Source organism: Stenotrophomonas sp. 8(2023) (assembly GCF_030345295.1).
In the GTDB taxonomy this organism is placed as follows: domain Bacteria; phylum Pseudomonadota; class Gammaproteobacteria; order Xanthomonadales; family Xanthomonadaceae; genus Stenotrophomonas; species Stenotrophomonas muris.
In genome coordinates this window covers 4,270,855-4,286,347 of the sequence record NZ_CP128404.1, presented here as the reverse complement: position 1 = coordinate 4,286,347, position 15,493 = coordinate 4,270,855, and the positions used below count along the sequence as shown (strand labels likewise).

At 69.2% G+C, this 15,493-nt stretch carries 11 protein-coding genes and 1 pseudogene; 5 read left to right on the top strand and 7 right to left on the bottom strand.

Annotated elements, in window-relative coordinates:
- Positions 1–119: 119 nt before the first annotated feature.
- The gene (locus QP609_RS19815) at positions 120–809 is read right to left on the bottom strand and encodes a response regulator (RefSeq protein ID WP_014648775.1); all 690 of its coding nucleotides are present in this window, start codon (positions 807–809) and stop codon (positions 120–122) included.
- A complete protein-coding gene (gene baeS, locus QP609_RS19810) occupies positions 806–2,197 on the bottom strand; it encodes a sensor histidine kinase efflux regulator BaeS (protein WP_014648774.1) in 1,392 nt (463 codons plus the stop codon). The genes QP609_RS19815 and baeS overlap by 4 nt, the downstream gene beginning before the upstream one ends.
- Positions 2,198–2,325: 128 nt before the next feature.
- On the opposite strand from baeS, the gene smeA reads away from it, so the two are divergent.
- The 3 genes and pseudogenes from smeA to smeC all read left to right on the top strand — a co-directional run bounded on the left by smeA (position 2,326) and on the right by smeC (position 8,095).
- A complete protein-coding gene (gene smeA / locus QP609_RS19805; protein ID WP_197621063.1) occupies positions 2,326–3,522 on the top strand; it encodes a multidrug efflux RND transporter periplasmic adaptor subunit SmeA in 1,197 nt (398 codons plus the stop codon).
- 12 nt (positions 3,523–3,534) lie between these two features.
- Positions 3,535–6,683, top strand: a pseudogene (gene smeB / locus QP609_RS19800) (multidrug efflux RND transporter permease subunit SmeB).
- Positions 6,680–8,095 (top strand): multidrug efflux transporter outer membrane subunit SmeC, encoded by a 1,416-nt coding sequence (gene smeC, locus QP609_RS19795; protein ID WP_197621065.1) that lies wholly within the window; start codon positions 6,680–6,682, stop codon positions 8,093–8,095. The pseudogene smeB and the gene smeC overlap by 4 nt, the downstream one beginning before the upstream one ends.
- Positions 8,096–8,245: 150 nt before the next feature.
- On the opposite strand, the gene mnmG is transcribed toward smeC, so the two are convergent.
- Together mnmG and QP609_RS19785 are read right to left on the bottom strand one after the other, a co-directional pair.
- On the bottom strand, positions 8,246–10,135 hold the full coding sequence (mnmG, locus tag QP609_RS19790; RefSeq protein ID WP_197621066.1) for a tRNA uridine-5-carboxymethylaminomethyl(34) synthesis enzyme MnmG: 1,890 nt from the start codon (positions 10,133–10,135) through the stop codon (positions 8,246–8,248).
- Positions 10,136–10,682: 547 nt separating this feature from the next.
- Positions 10,683–11,174, bottom strand: a complete 492-nt coding sequence (locus QP609_RS19785; RefSeq protein WP_032957537.1) for a hypothetical protein — start codon at positions 11,172–11,174, stop codon at positions 10,683–10,685.
- A 160-nt stretch (positions 11,175–11,334) separates the two neighbouring features.
- On the opposite strand from QP609_RS19785, the gene QP609_RS19780 reads away from it, so the two are divergent.
- Positions 11,335–12,297 carry a pyridoxal-phosphate dependent enzyme gene (locus tag QP609_RS19780; RefSeq protein ID WP_014648768.1) on the top strand — a complete coding sequence of 321 codons (963 nt, stop codon included), beginning with the start codon at positions 11,335–11,337 and terminating at the stop codon, positions 12,295–12,297.
- Positions 12,294–12,926, top strand: a complete 633-nt coding sequence (locus QP609_RS19775) for a YdcF family protein (RefSeq protein ID WP_080355825.1) — start codon at positions 12,294–12,296, stop codon at positions 12,924–12,926. Before QP609_RS19780 ends, QP609_RS19775 begins: the two co-directional genes overlap by 4 nt.
- A gap of 76 nt (positions 12,927–13,002) precedes the next feature.
- Here the strand turns inward: QP609_RS19775 and bioC are convergent, their stop codons facing one another.
- Genes bioC through bioH form a run of 3 tightly spaced genes read right to left on the bottom strand, consistent with a single transcriptional unit; the run spans position 13,003 to position 15,488 of the window.
- The gene (gene bioC / locus QP609_RS19770; RefSeq protein ID WP_014648766.1) at positions 13,003–13,887 is read right to left on the bottom strand and encodes a malonyl-ACP O-methyltransferase BioC; all 885 of its coding nucleotides are present in this window, start codon (positions 13,885–13,887) and stop codon (positions 13,003–13,005) included.
- 12 nt (positions 13,888–13,899) lie between these two features.
- Positions 13,900–14,679, bottom strand: coding sequence for an SDR family oxidoreductase (locus tag QP609_RS19765; RefSeq protein WP_014648765.1), 780 nt, complete (start codon positions 14,677–14,679; stop codon positions 13,900–13,902).
- Positions 14,680–14,708: 29 nt separating this feature from the next.
- The gene (gene bioH, locus QP609_RS19760; RefSeq protein WP_142235063.1) at positions 14,709–15,488 is read right to left on the bottom strand and encodes a pimeloyl-ACP methyl ester esterase BioH; all 780 of its coding nucleotides are present in this window, start codon (positions 15,486–15,488) and stop codon (positions 14,709–14,711) included.
- Positions 15,489–15,493: the final 5 nt, after the last annotated feature.

The window sequence follows — 15,493 nt, the reverse complement described above, 5'->3', positions numbered from 1 at the left end:
GATGTCGAGCGTGCTCGACTGTAGCGCAGTTGCGCACGGGTAGTGCCGGCCGCTGGCCGGCAACCTCAATGGACGCACCTGGAATTCTGCGGTTGCCGGCCAGCGGCCGGCACTACCGGCTAGGGTTCGTAGCTGTAGCCCATGCCGTACACCGAACGGATCGGTTCGCCTTCCATGCCGGCGTCGGCCAGCTTGCGGCGCAGGTTGCGCACATGGCTGTCGACGGTGCGGTCGACCACTACGCGGTGGTCCAGGTAGAGGCGGTCGAGCAGCTCATCGCGCGCCCAGATCCGGCCGGGCGTGGCCAGCAGGGTGCGCAGCAGGCGGTATTCCACCGGCGTCAGGTCCAGGCCCTTGCCGTTCCAGGTGGCGCGTGCCGCCGGTTCGTCGATATGCAGGCCGCTGTTGGCGCGTGCAGCGGGGTCCGGGCGGTAACGGCGCAGCACCGCCACCACCCGCGCGACCACTTCGCGCGGACTGAACGGCTTGCAGATGTAGTCGTCGGCACCGATGTCCAGGCCCAGCAGGCGGTCGATCTCTTCCACCCGCGCGGTGACCATGATCACCGGTACGTCGCTGCCGGCGCGCAGTTCGCGGCACAGGTCCACGCCATCGCGTTGCGGCAGCATCAGGTCCAGCAGCACCAGGTCGGGCTGGTAGCGCGCGAATGCGTCGATCACCTGGCCGCCATCGTCCACCCATTCGCTGGTCATGCCGGCGGCGGCCAGGTAGTCGCGCAGCACCGAGGCCAGGCGTGGCTCATCCTCGACGATCAGGATCTTCGCGGACGCGGCGGGGGACAGGCTCATGCGGACTCCGGCAGGGTGACGACCACGCGCAGCCCGCCCAGCGGCGAGGGCTCGGCGTGGATATGGCCGTGGTGGGCGAGGATGATGTTGTGGCTGATGGCCAGGCCCAGCCCGCTGCCGCCGCTGGCGCGGTTGCGCGAACTCTCCACCCGGTAGAAGCGCTCGAACAGCAGCGCGCACTTGTCGGCCGGTACGCCCGGCGCGGTGTCTTCCACGATCAGCTGCACGCCGGCGGGCACGCGCGCAGCCTGCACGCGCACGCGGCCGCCGCCATGGGTATAGCGCAGTGCGTTTTCCAGCAGGTTGGCCAGCACCTGCTGCAGGCGGCGCTCGTCACCGGACACCTGCAGCGGTGTGGCGGGCAGCGCTTCTTCCAGTGCCAGCCCCGCCGTGGAGAAGCGCACGCGCATGCCATTGAGCTCGCTACGCAGCAGCGCCACCAGGTCCAGCGGGGCGAAGCGGTAGGCCAGGCCACCGGACTGGGTCATCGACAGGTCGTGCAGGTCGTCGATCAGCTTGCCCAGCTGGCGGATCTCGCCCTGCAGGGCACCCAGGTTGGCGCGGTCCAGCGGGCGGATGCCGTCCTCGATCGCCTCCAGTTCGGCGCGCACCACCGCCAGCGGCGTGCGCAGTTCGTGCGAGATGTCGGCGATGAAGGCGCGGCGGTTGCGCTCGGTGTCGTCCAGCGCCTGCGCCATCCGGTTGAAGTCGTTGACCAGTGCATCCAGCTCGTCATCGCTGGTGCGCTCGATGCGGGTGGCGTAGTCGCCGGCGGCGAGCCGGTGGGTGGCGGCGGCCAGCTTGGCCAGGCGCTGGCGTAGCGCGCGCGACACCAGCCAGGCCAGCACTACGGTCACCAGCAGCAGCGAGATGCCGATCACCCACCATGCGCGCACCTGGGTGTTGTAGAAATTCAGGTCGTTGGTGGCGATGACGGTCTGGAACGGCACCATGCCCAGCCAGCCGACGGTGTGTCCGTCCACCTGCACACTGTGCGGCTCGTCGTCGCTGATCGCGTCCGGGTTGCCGGCCACGAACCGATGCTGCGCATCGAACAGGCCCAGCCGCGAGGGAACGCCGGTCTGGTCGGACAGCGGCGGCACGGGCCCCTCGTGCCCATGGCCCAGGTCCGGGCGCAGCAGCCGCGCCCAGCGGTCACTGTCACCGCGCAGATGCTCCCAGCCGCCGTGCGTGCGGTACTCGCGCTGCAGGTGTGGCATCACGCGCTGCATGCGCAGGTCGCCCTGGTCGTTGAGGTAGTCCAGGAAGCCGGTCTGGAACGCCACGCGGCTGGCAATGCCGTTCACTGCCAGCACCAGCAGGCAGGCGGTGAAGATCGCGAGGAAGGTCTTCGCGGTCAGGCCGAATTTGAATCGAATCTTCGCCATCGCCGGGCCATTAGCGGCGCATGCGGCGCCGAAAGCAAGCGCCCGCTGAGCCGGTCGCACAATCTCCATATTCTCTGCACACTTTCACGGCAGCGTGCACGGGTCAACGAAAGGCCCCCACGCCCCCCATGTCACTCCTGCGTCCGCTGTTCCGCTTCCCCCGTGCGTTGTTGCTGCCCCTGCTGCTGGCCCTGGCGGCCTGCTCGGCGGGCAGGACCGAGGCCCCGGCCACCCCCGAAGTCGGCGTCATCACCGCCCGCGCGCAACCGCTGGCACTGCAGCAGACCCTGCCCGGCCGGGCGGTGCCGTTCGAGGTGTCCGAGGTGCGGCCGCAGATCGGTGGGCTGATCCGCCAGCGGTTGTTCACCGAAGGCCAGCAGGTCAAGGCCGGGCAGCTGCTGTACCAGGTCGATCCGGCGCCGTACCAGGCCGCCTTCGATACCGCGCGTGGCCAGCTGGCGCAGGCCGAGGCCGCTGTGCTGTCGGCGCAGCCGAAGGCCGAGCGCACCCGTACGCTGCTGGGCATGGACGCGGCCAGCAAGCAGGACGCCGACGATGCCACCTCGGCACTGAAGCAGGCCCAGGCCAACGTGATTGCCGCGCGCGCGGCATTGCAGGCCGCGCGGATCAACCTGGACTACACCCGGGTGACCGCACCGATCGACGGCCGCATCGGTACCTCCAGCGTCACCGCCGGCGCGCTGGTCGCCGCCGGCCAGGATGCGGCGCTGGCGACCATTCAACGGCTGGACCCGGTCTATCTGGATGTGACCCAGTCCAGCACGCAGATGCTGGCGCTGCGCAAGCAGCTCGACGCCGGCCTGGTGAAGGCCATCGATGGCAAGGCCCAGGTGAAGGTGCTGCTGGAGGACGGCAGCACCTATGCCCATGAGGGCACGCTGGAGTTCGTCGGCAGCGCAGTCGATCCAGGCACCGGCAACGTGGTGCTGCGCGCGGTCATTCCGAACCCGGAGGGCCTGCTTCTGCCAGGCATGTACCTGAAGGCGGTGTTGCCGATGGCCACCGATGCGCGTGCCCTGCTGGTGCCGCAGAAGGCGGTGCTGCGCAATGAACGTGGCGAGCCGCTGCTGCGCCTGCTCGACGCAAAGGATCGCGTGGTCGAGCGGCGGGTCAGCACCGGCCAGGTGGTGGGCAACCAGTGGCAGATCACGCAGGGCCTGAAGGCTGGCGAGCGGGTGATCGTCAGCAACGGCAGTGCGGTAGCGCTGGGCCAGCAGGTGAAGGCGATGGCGGCCACCACGGCGCAGCTGGCGGCGATGCCGGCGGTCGACCCGAACGGCAACACCGACGAAAAGTCGCACTGAGGCCTGCCGCGCATGGTTCGTTTCTTCATCGACCGGCCGATCTTTGCCTGGGTGATCGCCATCGCGGTCAGCCTGCTCGGCCTGCTCGCGATCCTGATCCTGCCGGTGGACCGCTACCCGCAGATTGCCCCGCCCACCATCACCATCCGCGCCACCTACACCGGCGCCTCGTCGCAGACCGTGGAAAACGCGGTCACCCAGGTCATCGAGCAGTCCCAGCAGAGCCTGGACCACCTGATGTACATGACCTCGACCAGTGCTTCCGACGGCTCGGCGCAGGTCAACCTGGTGTTCGCCACCGGCACCAACCCGGACACCGCGCAGGTGCAGGTGCAGAACCAGCTGCAGGCCGCGATGGCGACGCTGCCGCAGGCGGTGCAGCAGAACGGCCTGACCATCACCAAGTCCAGCGGTTCGATCTTCGAGGTGCTGTCGTTCACCAGCGAAGACGGCAGCATGGACAACTTCGATGTCGCCAACTTCATGGAAGCGCGCATCGACGACCAGATCAGCCGCGTCAGCGGTGTCGGCAACATCCAGCCGATCGGCCAGGAATACGCCATGCGTATCTGGCTGGACCCGGAAAAGATGCGCCAGTACGCGCTGATGCCGTCGGACATCGAGACCGCACTGCAGGCGCAGAACACCGACGTGTCGGCCGGTGAACTCGGTGGCCAGCCGGCGCTGAAGGGCCAGCAGCTGGACGCGACCGTGACCGCGCGCAGCCGCCTGCACACGCCCGAGCAGTTCGCGCAGGTGGTGCTCAAGGCCGATGCCAGTGGCAGCGTGGTGCACCTGGGCGACGTGGCGACGATCGGCCTGGGCCCGGAAAGCTATGACAGCATCAGCACGTTCAACGGCAAGCCGTCGGCCTCGCTGGGCATCGAGCTCAACGCCGGTGCCAACGCCATCGCCGTCTCCAAGGCCGTCGAGGCACGACTGCAACAGCTGCAGAAGTACTGGCCGCATGGCTACACCTACCACGTGGCGTTCACCACCACGCCGTTCGTGACCATCTCGCTGAAGGAAGTGGTGATCACCCTGATCGAGGCGATCGCACTGGTCGTGCTGGTGATGTACCTGTTCCTGCAGACTGGCGGGCCACGCTGGTCCCGACCATCGCGGTGCCGGTGGTGCTGCTGGGCACCTTCGGCGTGCTGGCCGCCTTCGGCTATTCGATCAATACGCTGACCATGTTCGCGCTGGTGCTGGCCATCGGCCTGCTGGTGGACGACGCCATCGTGGTGGTGGAGAACGTGGAGCGGGTGATGACCTTCGAAGGGCTGGCACCGAAGCCAGCCACGTTGAAGGCGATGGGCCAGATCACCGGCGCGCTGGTCGGCATCGTGCTGGTGCTGACCGCGGTGTTCCTGCCGATGGCGTTCTTCAGCGGTGTCACCGGCGTGATCTATCGCCAGTTCTCGGTGACGATCGCCGCTGCGATGATCCTGTCGGTGCTGGTGGCGATGACCATCACCCCGGCGCTGTGCGGCAGCATCCTGCACCAGATTCCCAAGGGCGGCCATCCGCATGGCGACCACGCTGGCGAGCCGGGCCTGCTGGGCAAGTTCTTCATCTGGTTCAACCATCGCTTCGAGCGCACCTCCAACCGACTGCGCCATCGCGTCGACCGCTTCCTCGGCCGGCGCACGCTGGGCGTACTGTTCTACCTGGTGCTGAGCGTGGCCACCGGCCTGTTGTTGTGGCACCTGCCGGGCGCGTTCCTGCCCGATGAAGACCAGGGCATGCTCAACGCGCTGGTGAAGCTGCCCGCCGGGTCCACCCTGGAGCAGACCCGTGCCGTGATGGATCGCCTGAGCGCCGCCGCGGTGAAGGACGACAGCGTACTGTCAATCCAGGCCACCGCAGGTTTCAGTGTCAGCGGCAGTGGCCAGAACGTCGGCCAGGCCTTCATCCGGCTCAAGGATTGGGACGACCGCAAGGACGATGCCGATACCATCGCCGCGCGCTTGACCGCGGCCATGGCCAGCGTGCCCGATGCGCAGGTGTTCATCACCTCGCCACCGGCCATCCTCGGCCTCGGCGATGCCGGTGGCTTCACCCTGGAACTGCAGGACGAAGGCGGTGCCGGCCATGCCGCCGCCGTGGCCGCGCGCAACACGCTGCTGAAGGAGGCTGCCAAGGATCCGAAGCTGGTCAACGTGCGCTACGCCAGCCTGGAAGACGCGCCGGTGTACGCGGTGAAGGTGGACGACGCCAAGGCGCAGGCGATGGGCGTGAATCCGCAGGACATCAATGACACCTTGAACGCCGCGCTGGGTGGCGACTTCGTCAACAACTTCATCTACAAGGGCCGCATCAAGAAGGTGTTCATCCAGGGCACGGCCGAAGCCCGCATGCAGCCGCAGGACATCGAGCGCTGGAGCGTGCGCAACCAGGCCGGGCAGATGGTACCGCTGTCGTCGCTGGTCAGCGCGCACTGGACCAGTGCGCCGGCCGCGCTGCAGCGCTACAACGGCGTCTCGGCGATGGAGATCACCGGCCAGCCGGCACCGGGCGTCAGTTCCGGCGAGGCGATGGCCGAGATCGCACGCCTGGCCGACACGCTGCCGGAAGGCTTCAGCCATGCCTGGTCGGACATGGCCTACCAGGAACAGCTGTCGGGCAACCAGGCGCCGATGCTGTATGCCATCTCGCTGCTGTTCGTGTTCCTGTGCCTGGCCGCGCTGTATGAAAGCTGGGCGGTACCGTTCGCGGTGATGCTGGCGGTGCCGGTAGGCGTGTTCGGCGCCGTGCTGATGATGAACCTGCGTGGCCTCAACAACGACGTGTACTTCCAGGTCGGTCTGTTGACCACGATTGGCTTGGCTGCGAAGAACGGCATCCTGATCGTCGAGTTCGCGCGCATCCTCGAGCAGCAGGGCAAGCGCACCCGCGAAGCGATCCTGCAGGCGGTCTACCTGCGGCTGCGCCCGATCGTGATGACCTCGCTGGCATTCCTGATGGGTGTGCTGCCGCTGGTGTTCGCCACCGGCGCCGGTTCGGCCGCGCGCCGTTCGCTGGGTACCGGCGTGGCCGGCGGTACGGTCGCCTCGATGGTGCTGGGCATGTTCTTCGTGCCGTTGTTCTACCTGCTGGTGCGCCGCCTGTTCCCGGGCCGCGCGCCGGCCGACGCCACTGCCCCGGAGGCACGCCCATGAAGCCGATGCTGCTGCGCGCCCTGGCGGCCGCAACGATGACCACCGTGCTGGGCGGCTGCGTGAGCATGGCCCCGCACTACCAGCGCCCCGAGGCGCCGGTGCCGGCACAGTTCGCCAATGCCGCCACCGGCGAGACCGGGCCAGCACTGGCGATGCCGGCCTGGCGCGAGGTGTTCCCGGAGCCGCGCCTGCAGCAGGTCATCGCGCTGGCACTGCAGAACAACCGCGACCTGCGCGTGGCGGTGCTGCAGGTGGAGAAGGAACGCGCGCAGTACCGCATCCAGCGCGCGGCGCTGCTGCCGTCGGTGGATGCCAGCGGCAGCGTGACCCGTTCGCGGGTGAGTGATGCCAACAGCGAGATCGGCGTCAGCCAGGTGACCGAATCCGATGCCGTGCAGGTGGGCTTCAGCAGCTGGGAACTGGACCTGTTCGGGCGCATCCGCAGCCTGAAGAACGAGGCGCTGCAGAACTGGCTGGCCAGTGCCGAGAACCAGCGTGCGGCGCGCACCAGCCTGGTCGCCGAAGTGGCCACGGCCTGGCTGGCGCTGGCGGCCGACGAGCAGTCGCTGGCGTTCACCCGGCAGACGCTGGACAGTCAGCAGCAGACCCTGCAGCGCACCGAGGCCCGCCATGCACAAGGCCTGGCCTCGGGCCTGGACCTGTCGCAGGTGCAGACCAGTGTGGACGCCGCGCGCGCTGCGCTGGCCAGGCTGCAGACCCAGCAGGCGCAGGATCGTGATGCGCTGCAGTTACTGGTGGGTGCTCCGCTGGACGCGGCATTGCTGCCCAGCGCTCAGGCACTGGACGGCACCGTGGCGCTGGCGCCGTTGCCTTCCAACCTGCCCTCGAGCGTGCTGCTGCAGCGTCCGGACGTGCTGTCCGCCGAACACGCGTTGCAGGCGGCCAACGCCGATATCGGCGCCGCGCGCGCCGCGTTCTTCCCGACGCTGACGCTGACTGCCAACTACGGCCACAGCTCCACCTCGTTGTCGACGCTGTTCTCGGCCGGCACCCGCGGCTGGTCGTTCGCGCCCAGCATCACGGCGCCGATCTTCCACGCCGGCGCGTTGAAGGCCTCACTGGATGCCTCGAAGATTGGCAAGGACATCGGCATCGCTCAGTACGAGAAGGCGATCCAGCAGGCCTTCAGTGAAGTGGCCGATGCCCTGGCCACGCGCGATCACCTGGCCGCGCAGGTGGAGGCACAACGGGCACTGGTCGCCGCCAGCCAGCGCAGCTACACGCTGGCCGAGGCGCGCTATCGCACCGGCCTGGACGGCTATCTGCAGGCGCTGGATGCGCAGCGCAGCCTGTTTGCCGCGCAGCAGGACCTGATCGCGCTGCAGCAGCAGGAAGCGGGAAACCGGGTGACGCTGTTCAAGGTGCTGGGCGGTGGCGCAGACGCACGGTAACGCGCCCTGCTCTGGTAGGTGCCGACCTTGGTCGGCACGGAAGCATGGAGTGTCGCGATCTGATGATTCGTGCCGACCAAGGTCGGCACCCACCAAGGCAGATTCATGTGCCGACCCAAGTCGGCACCCACCAGAAGCGGACGGTGCTGCCTACGCCACGCGGCCCCGGCGTGCACGCTCCAGGTGCACCAGCAGCAGCGAGATTGCCGCGGGGGTCATGCCCGGGATGCGCTGCGCCTGGCCGATGGTCTGCGGGCGCACGCGCTCCAGTTTCTGCAGCGCTTCGGCCGACAGCCCGCGCACCGTGGCGTAGTCGAAGCCTTCGGCGATCGGCGTGGCTTCATGCCGCTGCTGGCGCTCGATCTCCTCGCGCTGGCGGTCCAGGTAGCCGGCGTACTTCACGCCGATCTCCACCTGCTCGGCCACCTTGGCGTCGGCCACGGCCGGGCCCAGCGACGGCACCTGCATCAGCTGCGCGTAATCCAGCTCGGGGCGCTTGATCAGGTCCAGCACGTTGGTTTCGCGGCTGACCGCCACGCCCAGCGTGTCCTGCACTTCGCGGCCCAGCGCATTGGCCGGGGTCGCCCACAGCGCGCCCAGGCGCGCGCGCTCGGCGGCGACGGCGGCCTGCTTGGTCTCGAACGCGCTCCAGCGCTGGTCATCCACCAGGCCCATCTCGCGGCCGGCCGGGGTCAGGCGCTGGTCGGCGTTGTCCTCGCGCAGCTGCAGGCGGTATTCGGCGCGGCTGGTGAACATGCGGTACGGCTCGTTGGTACCGTGGGTGATCAGGTCATCCACCAGCACGCCCAGGTAGGCCTCGTCGCGACGCGGGCACCAGCCGTCCAGCCCACGCACCTGGCGTGCGGCGTTGAGGCCGGCCAGCAGGCCCTGCGCGGCGGCTTCTTCATAGCCGGTGGTGCCGTTGATCTGGCCGGCGAAGAACAGGCCGTTGACCAGCTTGGTTTCCAGCGAAGCCTTCAACCCGCGTGGATCGAAGAAGTCGTACTCGATCGCGTAGCCCGGGCGGGTGATGTGCGCGTTGCCGAAGCCGCGGATGCTGCGCACCATCTCCAACTGCACGTCGAACGGCAGCGAGGTGGAGATGCCGTTGGGGTAGATCTCGACGATGCCCAGGCCTTCGGGTTCGACGAAGATCTGGTGGCTGGCCTTCTCGGCGAAGCGCACCACCTTGTCCTCGATGGACGGGCAGTAGCGCGGGCCGATGCCTTCGATCTGGCCGCTGTACAGCGGCGAGCGGTGCAGCGCGTCGCGGATGATCTGGTGGGTCTGTTCGGTGGTGTGGGTGATCCAGCAGCTGACCTGCTGCGGATGCTCGTCCACCGAACCCAGGAAGGACATCACCGGGCGCGGCAAGTCGCCGGGCTGCTCGTCCATCACGCTGTAGTCCAGCGAGCGGCCGTCGATGCGCGGTGGCGTGCCGGTCTTCAGGCGGTCCACCTGGAACGGGCGCTCGCGCAGGCGCGCCGCCAGCGTGGTGGCCGGCGGGTCGCCCATGCGGCCGGCGGCGTACTGGGTCGGGCCGACATGGATCTTGCCGGCCAGGAAGGTGCCGGCGGTCAGCACCACGGCCTCGGCATCGAAGCGCAGGCCGGTCTGGGTGATGACCCCGCGCACGGCGTCGCCGTCGATGACCAGGTCATCGACGGCCGCCTGGAACACGGTCAGGTTGGCCTGGCCTTCAACGATGGCGCGGATCGCCATGCGGTACAGGTTGCGGTCGGCCTGGCAGCGGGTGGCGCGCACGGCCGGGCCCTTGGAGGCATTGAGGGTGCGCCACTGGATGCCGGCACGGTCGGCGGCATGCGCCATCGCACCGCCCAGGGCGTCGATTTCCTTGACCAGGTGGCCCTTGCCGATGCCTCCGATGGCCGGGTTGCAGCTCATCGCGCCCACCGTTTCGATGTTGTGGGTCAGCAGCAGGGTGCGCACGCCGGTACGGGCCGCGGCCAGCGCGGCTTCGGTGCCGGCGTGGCCACCGCCGATGACGATGACGTCGTAACGATGGAAGGACGGGTTCATGGGGCCGTTCAGCTGGGGGCGGGCGCGGCCGGGGCGGCGCCGGGGTGGCGATTTTAGCGCCATTCGGGGCCGCGGCGTCGGTGCCGGCCGGCCGGCGTCGAAATCAGCCCTAAAGTTGGCAGGATTATTGCAGATAACCCAATAGCACCCACCGTGGCTGGCGCCGCAGGCGCCCGTGACCGGAATTGGAACAGGGGCCGGTACAGGCGCACGGTGGGGGAGCAGAGGGCCGGCAGTCGGGGGACTGTCCGGCCCTGTTTTTTTGGGATTGCCGGGAAAGGCCCGACCACGCATGGCGTGGATCTACCGACGCTGGGGCTCTCTCCGGTTGGCGACCCGGCAAAACAGACGGCCCCGCAGTGCGGGGCCGTCTGTCTTCAGAGGTGCCGACATCCGACAGGGCCGGAACAGGGGGGATCCAGATGTTCCTGTCGGATATCGACGTAGAGATTTTTGCGGCGGCCCGTCTCGCTTTTTGTCACTTTGTGACGCGGGCCGTCACCGGTTCCGTAGAGTGCAACCTGGACCGGGTGAAATGCAAGACGGTTCAGCGCTCAACTGTGCGCTGCGTCCCACGATCCATGTTGCGCCACGGGGAACCGTTCATCCTCGGCGCGCTCGGCGCCGGGGTCGGACGGGCCGGCGGTGGCGGCGCCGACGGCTGGATGTTCGACTGCGGCGGGCGACGCATCGAGTCCATGTTCCGCCACGGCGAACCGCCGTTGTACGACGGCCGCGGCGGCGGCGGCGGACGGTTCTCGCCACCGTTGCCGGGCGGGCGCGGTGGCGGACGGTGGTTGTGCGGCGGGCGGTAGATCGGGCGCGAGTAGTACGGATTGCCATAGCCGCCGTAGTAGCCGCCATAGCCGCCGTAGTAAGGGTAGCCGTAGTTGTAGGGATAGCCGGCCGGGTAGCGGTACTCCACCGACGGCGCACCGTGGTAGTAGCTGCCGCTGCGGCCACCGCCGACATAGTCGTAGGTGGTGCAGCCGGTCAGGGCCAGCAACAGGCCACCGGCAAGCATCAGGCGCGTTTTCATGGTGGGTCCCCCCAGAGGACGGGTTGTGCAGTCAGCTTCGTGCGCAGGCGTTGAATCGGCCCTTAACTTCACTGCCCAGGATGAATGGAGGTGAAGGCCCTCATGCTGGCATGACCTGTGCCGGGGTCGCCAGCGTGGGGCCATACGTTAATCTTGCGTCATGAGCGATTCACTGTTGCCCCGTGCCGACGATGTCCTGGCTGCCGCTGCGCGGATCGCGCCGCACGCCAGCGTGACCCCGGTGCTGCGCTCGCGCACGCTTGATGCGCTGGCCGGCGCGCAGCTGGCGTTCAAGGCCGAGCACCTGCAGCGCGGCGGCGCATTCAAGTTCCGCGGGGCCTGCAACGCGGTGTGGTCGCTGGATGCCGATCGCGCCCGTGCCGGCGTGGTCACCCATTCGTCCGGCAACCACGGCGCTGCCCTGGCCCTGGCCGCGCGCACCCGTGGCATTCCCTGCCACGTGGTGGTGCCCGAAGGTGCGGTGGCGGCCAAGCTGGCCAACATCGCCCGCCACGGTGCCACGCTCTGGCGCTGCCCGCCGACCATCGCCGACCGCGAGGCCGCTTGCGCCAAAGTACAGGCTGATACCGGCGCGACCCTGGTCCATCCCTATGCGGACCCGGCGGTGATGGCCGGGCAGGGCACCGCGGCCCTGGAGCTGCTGCACAGCGACGGTCCGTTCGACGTGCTGGTAGTCCCAGTCGGAGGGGGCGGCCTGGCCAGCGGTACCGCCCGGGCCCTGCAGTTCGCCAGTCCCCAGACCCGGCTGGTGCTGGCCGAACCGGCCGGTGCCGACGACACCGCGCGCTCGCTGGCCGCAGGCGAGCGCCAGGGCGCGTTCACCCCGGACACCATCTGCGACGGCCTGCGTACCCTGATCGGCGCCCCCAACTTCGCGCTGCTGCGCGCGGCCGGCGTCGAGGTGATCGTGGTCGACGACGCCGCCACCATGGCCGCGATGCGCCTGCTGTGGGAGGTGCTCAAGCAGGTGGTCGAGCCGTCCTCGGCCACCGTGCTGGCCGCGGTACTGGCACAGCCGCAGCGGTTCGCCGGCCTGCGGGTGGGCCTGGTGCTGTCCGGTGGCAATGTCGACCTGCCCGCGCTGCGTTGGGGGGCGCCTTGAGCCGCGACGGGCACCGGCCCCGCACCGGCCTGCTGGGCTGGCTGTGGCGGCTGTTCGTGCTGCTGGTGGTCTGGCTGCTGGGCGTGACCGCCTGGATCGTCTGGGTGGGGGAGCGCGACCAGGCGGCCAAGGCCGACGCCATCATCGTGCTCGGTGCGGCGGCCTATGACGCCAAGCCGTCGCCGGTATTCGAAGAACGCATCCGTCATGGCCTGGATCTCTATGAAGCCCAGTACGCGCCACTGCTGATCTTCACCGGCGGCTACGGTGGCACCGGCGCGCGCTTTTCCGAATCGCAGGTGGCGCGGCGCTATGCGCTCAAGCATGGCGTGCCGGACGATGCGATCCTGATCGAGACCGCCTCGCGCAACACCGTGCAGAACCTGGTCGAGGCCAAGCGGCTGATGGACCAGCGCGACCTGCACCGGGTGATCATCGTCAGCGACCCGTTGCACATGGCGCGCGCGCTGCGCCTGAGCAAGGCGCTGGGCATCGATGCGCTGGCCTCGTCCACGCCCAGCACGCGCTTCCGCAGCTTCCACACCAGCTGGCGCTTCCTGGTGCAGGAAATCTATTTCTTCCACCGCGACCTGGTGCGGCCGCCGCTGAGTTCGCCGGCCAACACCTGAGGCGGAAACCTGATTTGGGCAGACGCCCATCGTGGAATCGTGAGGTTGCCGGCCAGCGGCCGGCACGACCGGGCGATCAGGTCTGCTTGCGCCGGATCGGAATCGCCGACACCGGCACCGAGGCCACGTCATGCCCGCCTTCGCGGATCGGTGCGCCCGGGTCCGGTGCCCAGGCGTGGGCATAGATCACTTCCCAGCTGCTGGGCAGCTTGCCGTCGGCGCGTCGCATCGGTTCATACGCCGCTGCCGCCGCGGCGAAGCGGCCACGCCCGGTCAGCGTGTGGCGGCGGTCCACCCGCGCATTGGTCGCGCCCATCGCGCGCAGCTCCCGCATCAACGAGGGCAGGTCGTCGTAGGTCAGGGTGAACAGGTCGCGGTCCAGCACCGGGTCGCGGAAACCGGCCATCATCAGCGCATCGCCGAACTGGGCGATCTGCGCGAAGCGGCTCACGTGCGGGCGGTCATCGGCGGCCGCGAACGCTTCGTTGAGTTCGACCAGCGTGTCCGGGCCGAAGGTGGAGCACAGCAGCAGGCCGCCGGGCTTGAGCACGCGACGGAACCCGGCGAACACCGCCGGCAGGTCGTCCACCCACTGCAGGCACAGGTTGCTGAAGATCACGTCCACGCTGTTGTCGGCCAGTGGCAGCGCGGCGGCGTCGCCGCACAGGCGCTGGAACGGCTTCCACCAGCCGGCCTGGCGCTTGGCCTGGTCCAGCATCGGCAGGGCCACGTCCAGCGCGATCACCTGCGCCTTCGGCCAGCGCTTCTTCATCAGCGCACTGGCGTGGCCGGTACCCGCGCCGATGTCCAGCACTACCTCGGGCTTGCGTGCCTCCAGGTAGTCCAGCGATTCCACCAGCCGCGCCTGCACCTCGCGCTGCAGGGCGGCGGCGGCGTCGTAGCTGTTGGCGGCGCGGGCGAACGCGCGGCGGACATGGCGGGCATCGAAGTGGGACGGCATTGCGAAAGTCTCTTAGAACGTACCGGGGTAGGCGCCGCCGTCGATCAGCAGGTTCTGCCCGGTGAGGTAACCGGCCTGTGCGCTGCACAGGAAGGCGCAGGCCGCGCCGAATTCATCCGCCGTGCCGAAGCGGCCGGCCGGGATCTGCTGGCGGCGGCGTTCGGCCACTTCGGCAGCATTGCCGTCCTTGCCCGCACTGTGGGCGAAGTTGGCGCGCAGGCGGTCGGTGTCGAACTGGCCGGGCAGCAGGTTGTTGATGGTGACGTTGTGCGCCACGGTACGGCGCGACAGGCCGGCGACGAAGCCGGTCAGGCCGCTGCGCGCGCCGTTGGACAGCGCCAGGATGTCGATCGGGGCCTTCACCGCCGACGAGGTGATGTTGACGATGCGGCCGAAGCCACGCGCGATCATCGCGTCCACGGTGGCGCGGATCAGCGCGATCGGCGCCAGCATGTTGGCGTCCAGCGCGGCGATCCAGTCGTCGCGCTCGAAACTGCGGAAGTCGCCCGGCGGCGGGCCACCGGCATTGGTGACCAGGATGTCCACCTGCGGGCACGCGGCGAGCGCTGCGGAGCGACCGGCCTCGGTGGTCACGTCGGCGGCGACCACGCGGACTTCGGCGGCGCCGGGCAGCGCGCGCAGCGCTTCGGCGGCGGCCTGCAGCGCAGCCTCACCACGGGCCACGATCACCACGTTGACGCCCTCGCGCACCAGCGCGCGTGCGCAGCCCAGGCCCAGCCCCTTGCTTGCGCCGCAGACCAGTGCCCAGCGGCCGTTGATACCCAGATCCATGCATCAATCCTGCGGAATGAGGAAGGCGCTCATTGTCCGCCATCGGCCGGTGACAGGCCGGCAACGAAGTGTTGCAGGGCGGCGGCCACCTCGTCGGCATGGCCGAGGAAGGGCGCATGGCCGCCGTGGGCGATGGTCAGCGCCTGCGCACCGGGGGCCAGTGCCGCGGCGGCCTGCATTGCCGCCGGAGACACCAGCCGGTCACGCTGGCCGGCGATCCACAGGCTGGGCTTGGCCAGCGTCGGCAGTGCGCCACGCAGGTCGGTGCTTTCCAGCAGGCGCAGGCCTTCCAGCAGGGCGCGTTCGGTGGGTGCACCGCGCTCGACCAGGCGCTGGCGCAGCGTGCGCAGCTCCTCGCGGGCGTGTGCCGAGCCCATGACATCCAGCGCCAGGAAGCGTTCCAGGGTGCCACCGAAGTCGGTGGCCAGCTCGCGCCCGAACTGCTCGAACACCGCCGGCTCCACCGCATGCGGCCAGTCGTCGCCACGCACGAAGCGCGGCGTGGCCGCGATCATCGCCAGCCCGCGCACCTTCGGCAGTGTCGCGGCGGCGTGCAGCGCGAACAGGCCGCCCAGCGACCAGCCGCACCACACCGCAGGCGGCGTGGCCGCGGCAATGGCATTGACCACGAACGGCAGGCGCAGCGGCGTGGTGTCCTCGCGGCTGTGGCCATGGCCCGGCAGATCAACCAGATGCAGGGTGAAGTGACCGGCCAGGCGTTGCACCAACGGCGCGAACACGCCGCCCTGCAGGGCCCAGCCATGGATCAGTACCAGGTCCGGCCCCTGGCCGGTGACGTCGATATGCATGGGGA

Excerpts from the sequence above, each read along its gene's own strand:
- QP609_RS19815 (WP_014648775.1), bottom strand. The coding sequence starts at position 809 with ATGAGCCTGTCCCCCGCCGCGTCCGCGAAGATCCTGATCGTCGAGGAT.
- baeS (WP_014648774.1), bottom strand. The coding sequence starts at position 2,197 with ATGGCGAAGATTCGATTCAAATTCGGCCTGACCGCGAAGACCTTCCTC.
- smeA (WP_197621063.1), top strand. The coding sequence starts at position 2,326 with ATGTCACTCCTGCGTCCGCTGTTCCGCTTCCCCCGTGCGTTGTTGCTG.
- smeC (WP_197621065.1), top strand. The coding sequence starts at position 6,680 with ATGAAGCCGATGCTGCTGCGCGCCCTGGCGGCCGCAACGATGACCACC.
- mnmG (WP_197621066.1), bottom strand. The coding sequence starts at position 10,135 with ATGAACCCGTCCTTCCATCGTTACGACGTCATCGTCATCGGCGGTGGC.
- QP609_RS19785 (WP_032957537.1), bottom strand. The coding sequence starts at position 11,174 with ATGAAAACGCGCCTGATGCTTGCCGGTGGCCTGTTGCTGGCCCTGACC.
- QP609_RS19780 (WP_014648768.1), top strand. The coding sequence starts at position 11,335 with ATGAGCGATTCACTGTTGCCCCGTGCCGACGATGTCCTGGCTGCCGCT.
- bioC (WP_014648766.1), bottom strand. The coding sequence starts at position 13,887 with ATGCCGTCCCACTTCGATGCCCGCCATGTCCGCCGCGCGTTCGCCCGC.
- QP609_RS19765 (WP_014648765.1), bottom strand. The coding sequence starts at position 14,679 with ATGGATCTGGGTATCAACGGCCGCTGGGCACTGGTCTGCGGCGCAAGC.
- bioH (WP_142235063.1), bottom strand. The coding sequence starts at position 15,488 with ATGCATATCGACGTCACCGGCCAGGGGCCGGACCTGGTACTGATCCAT.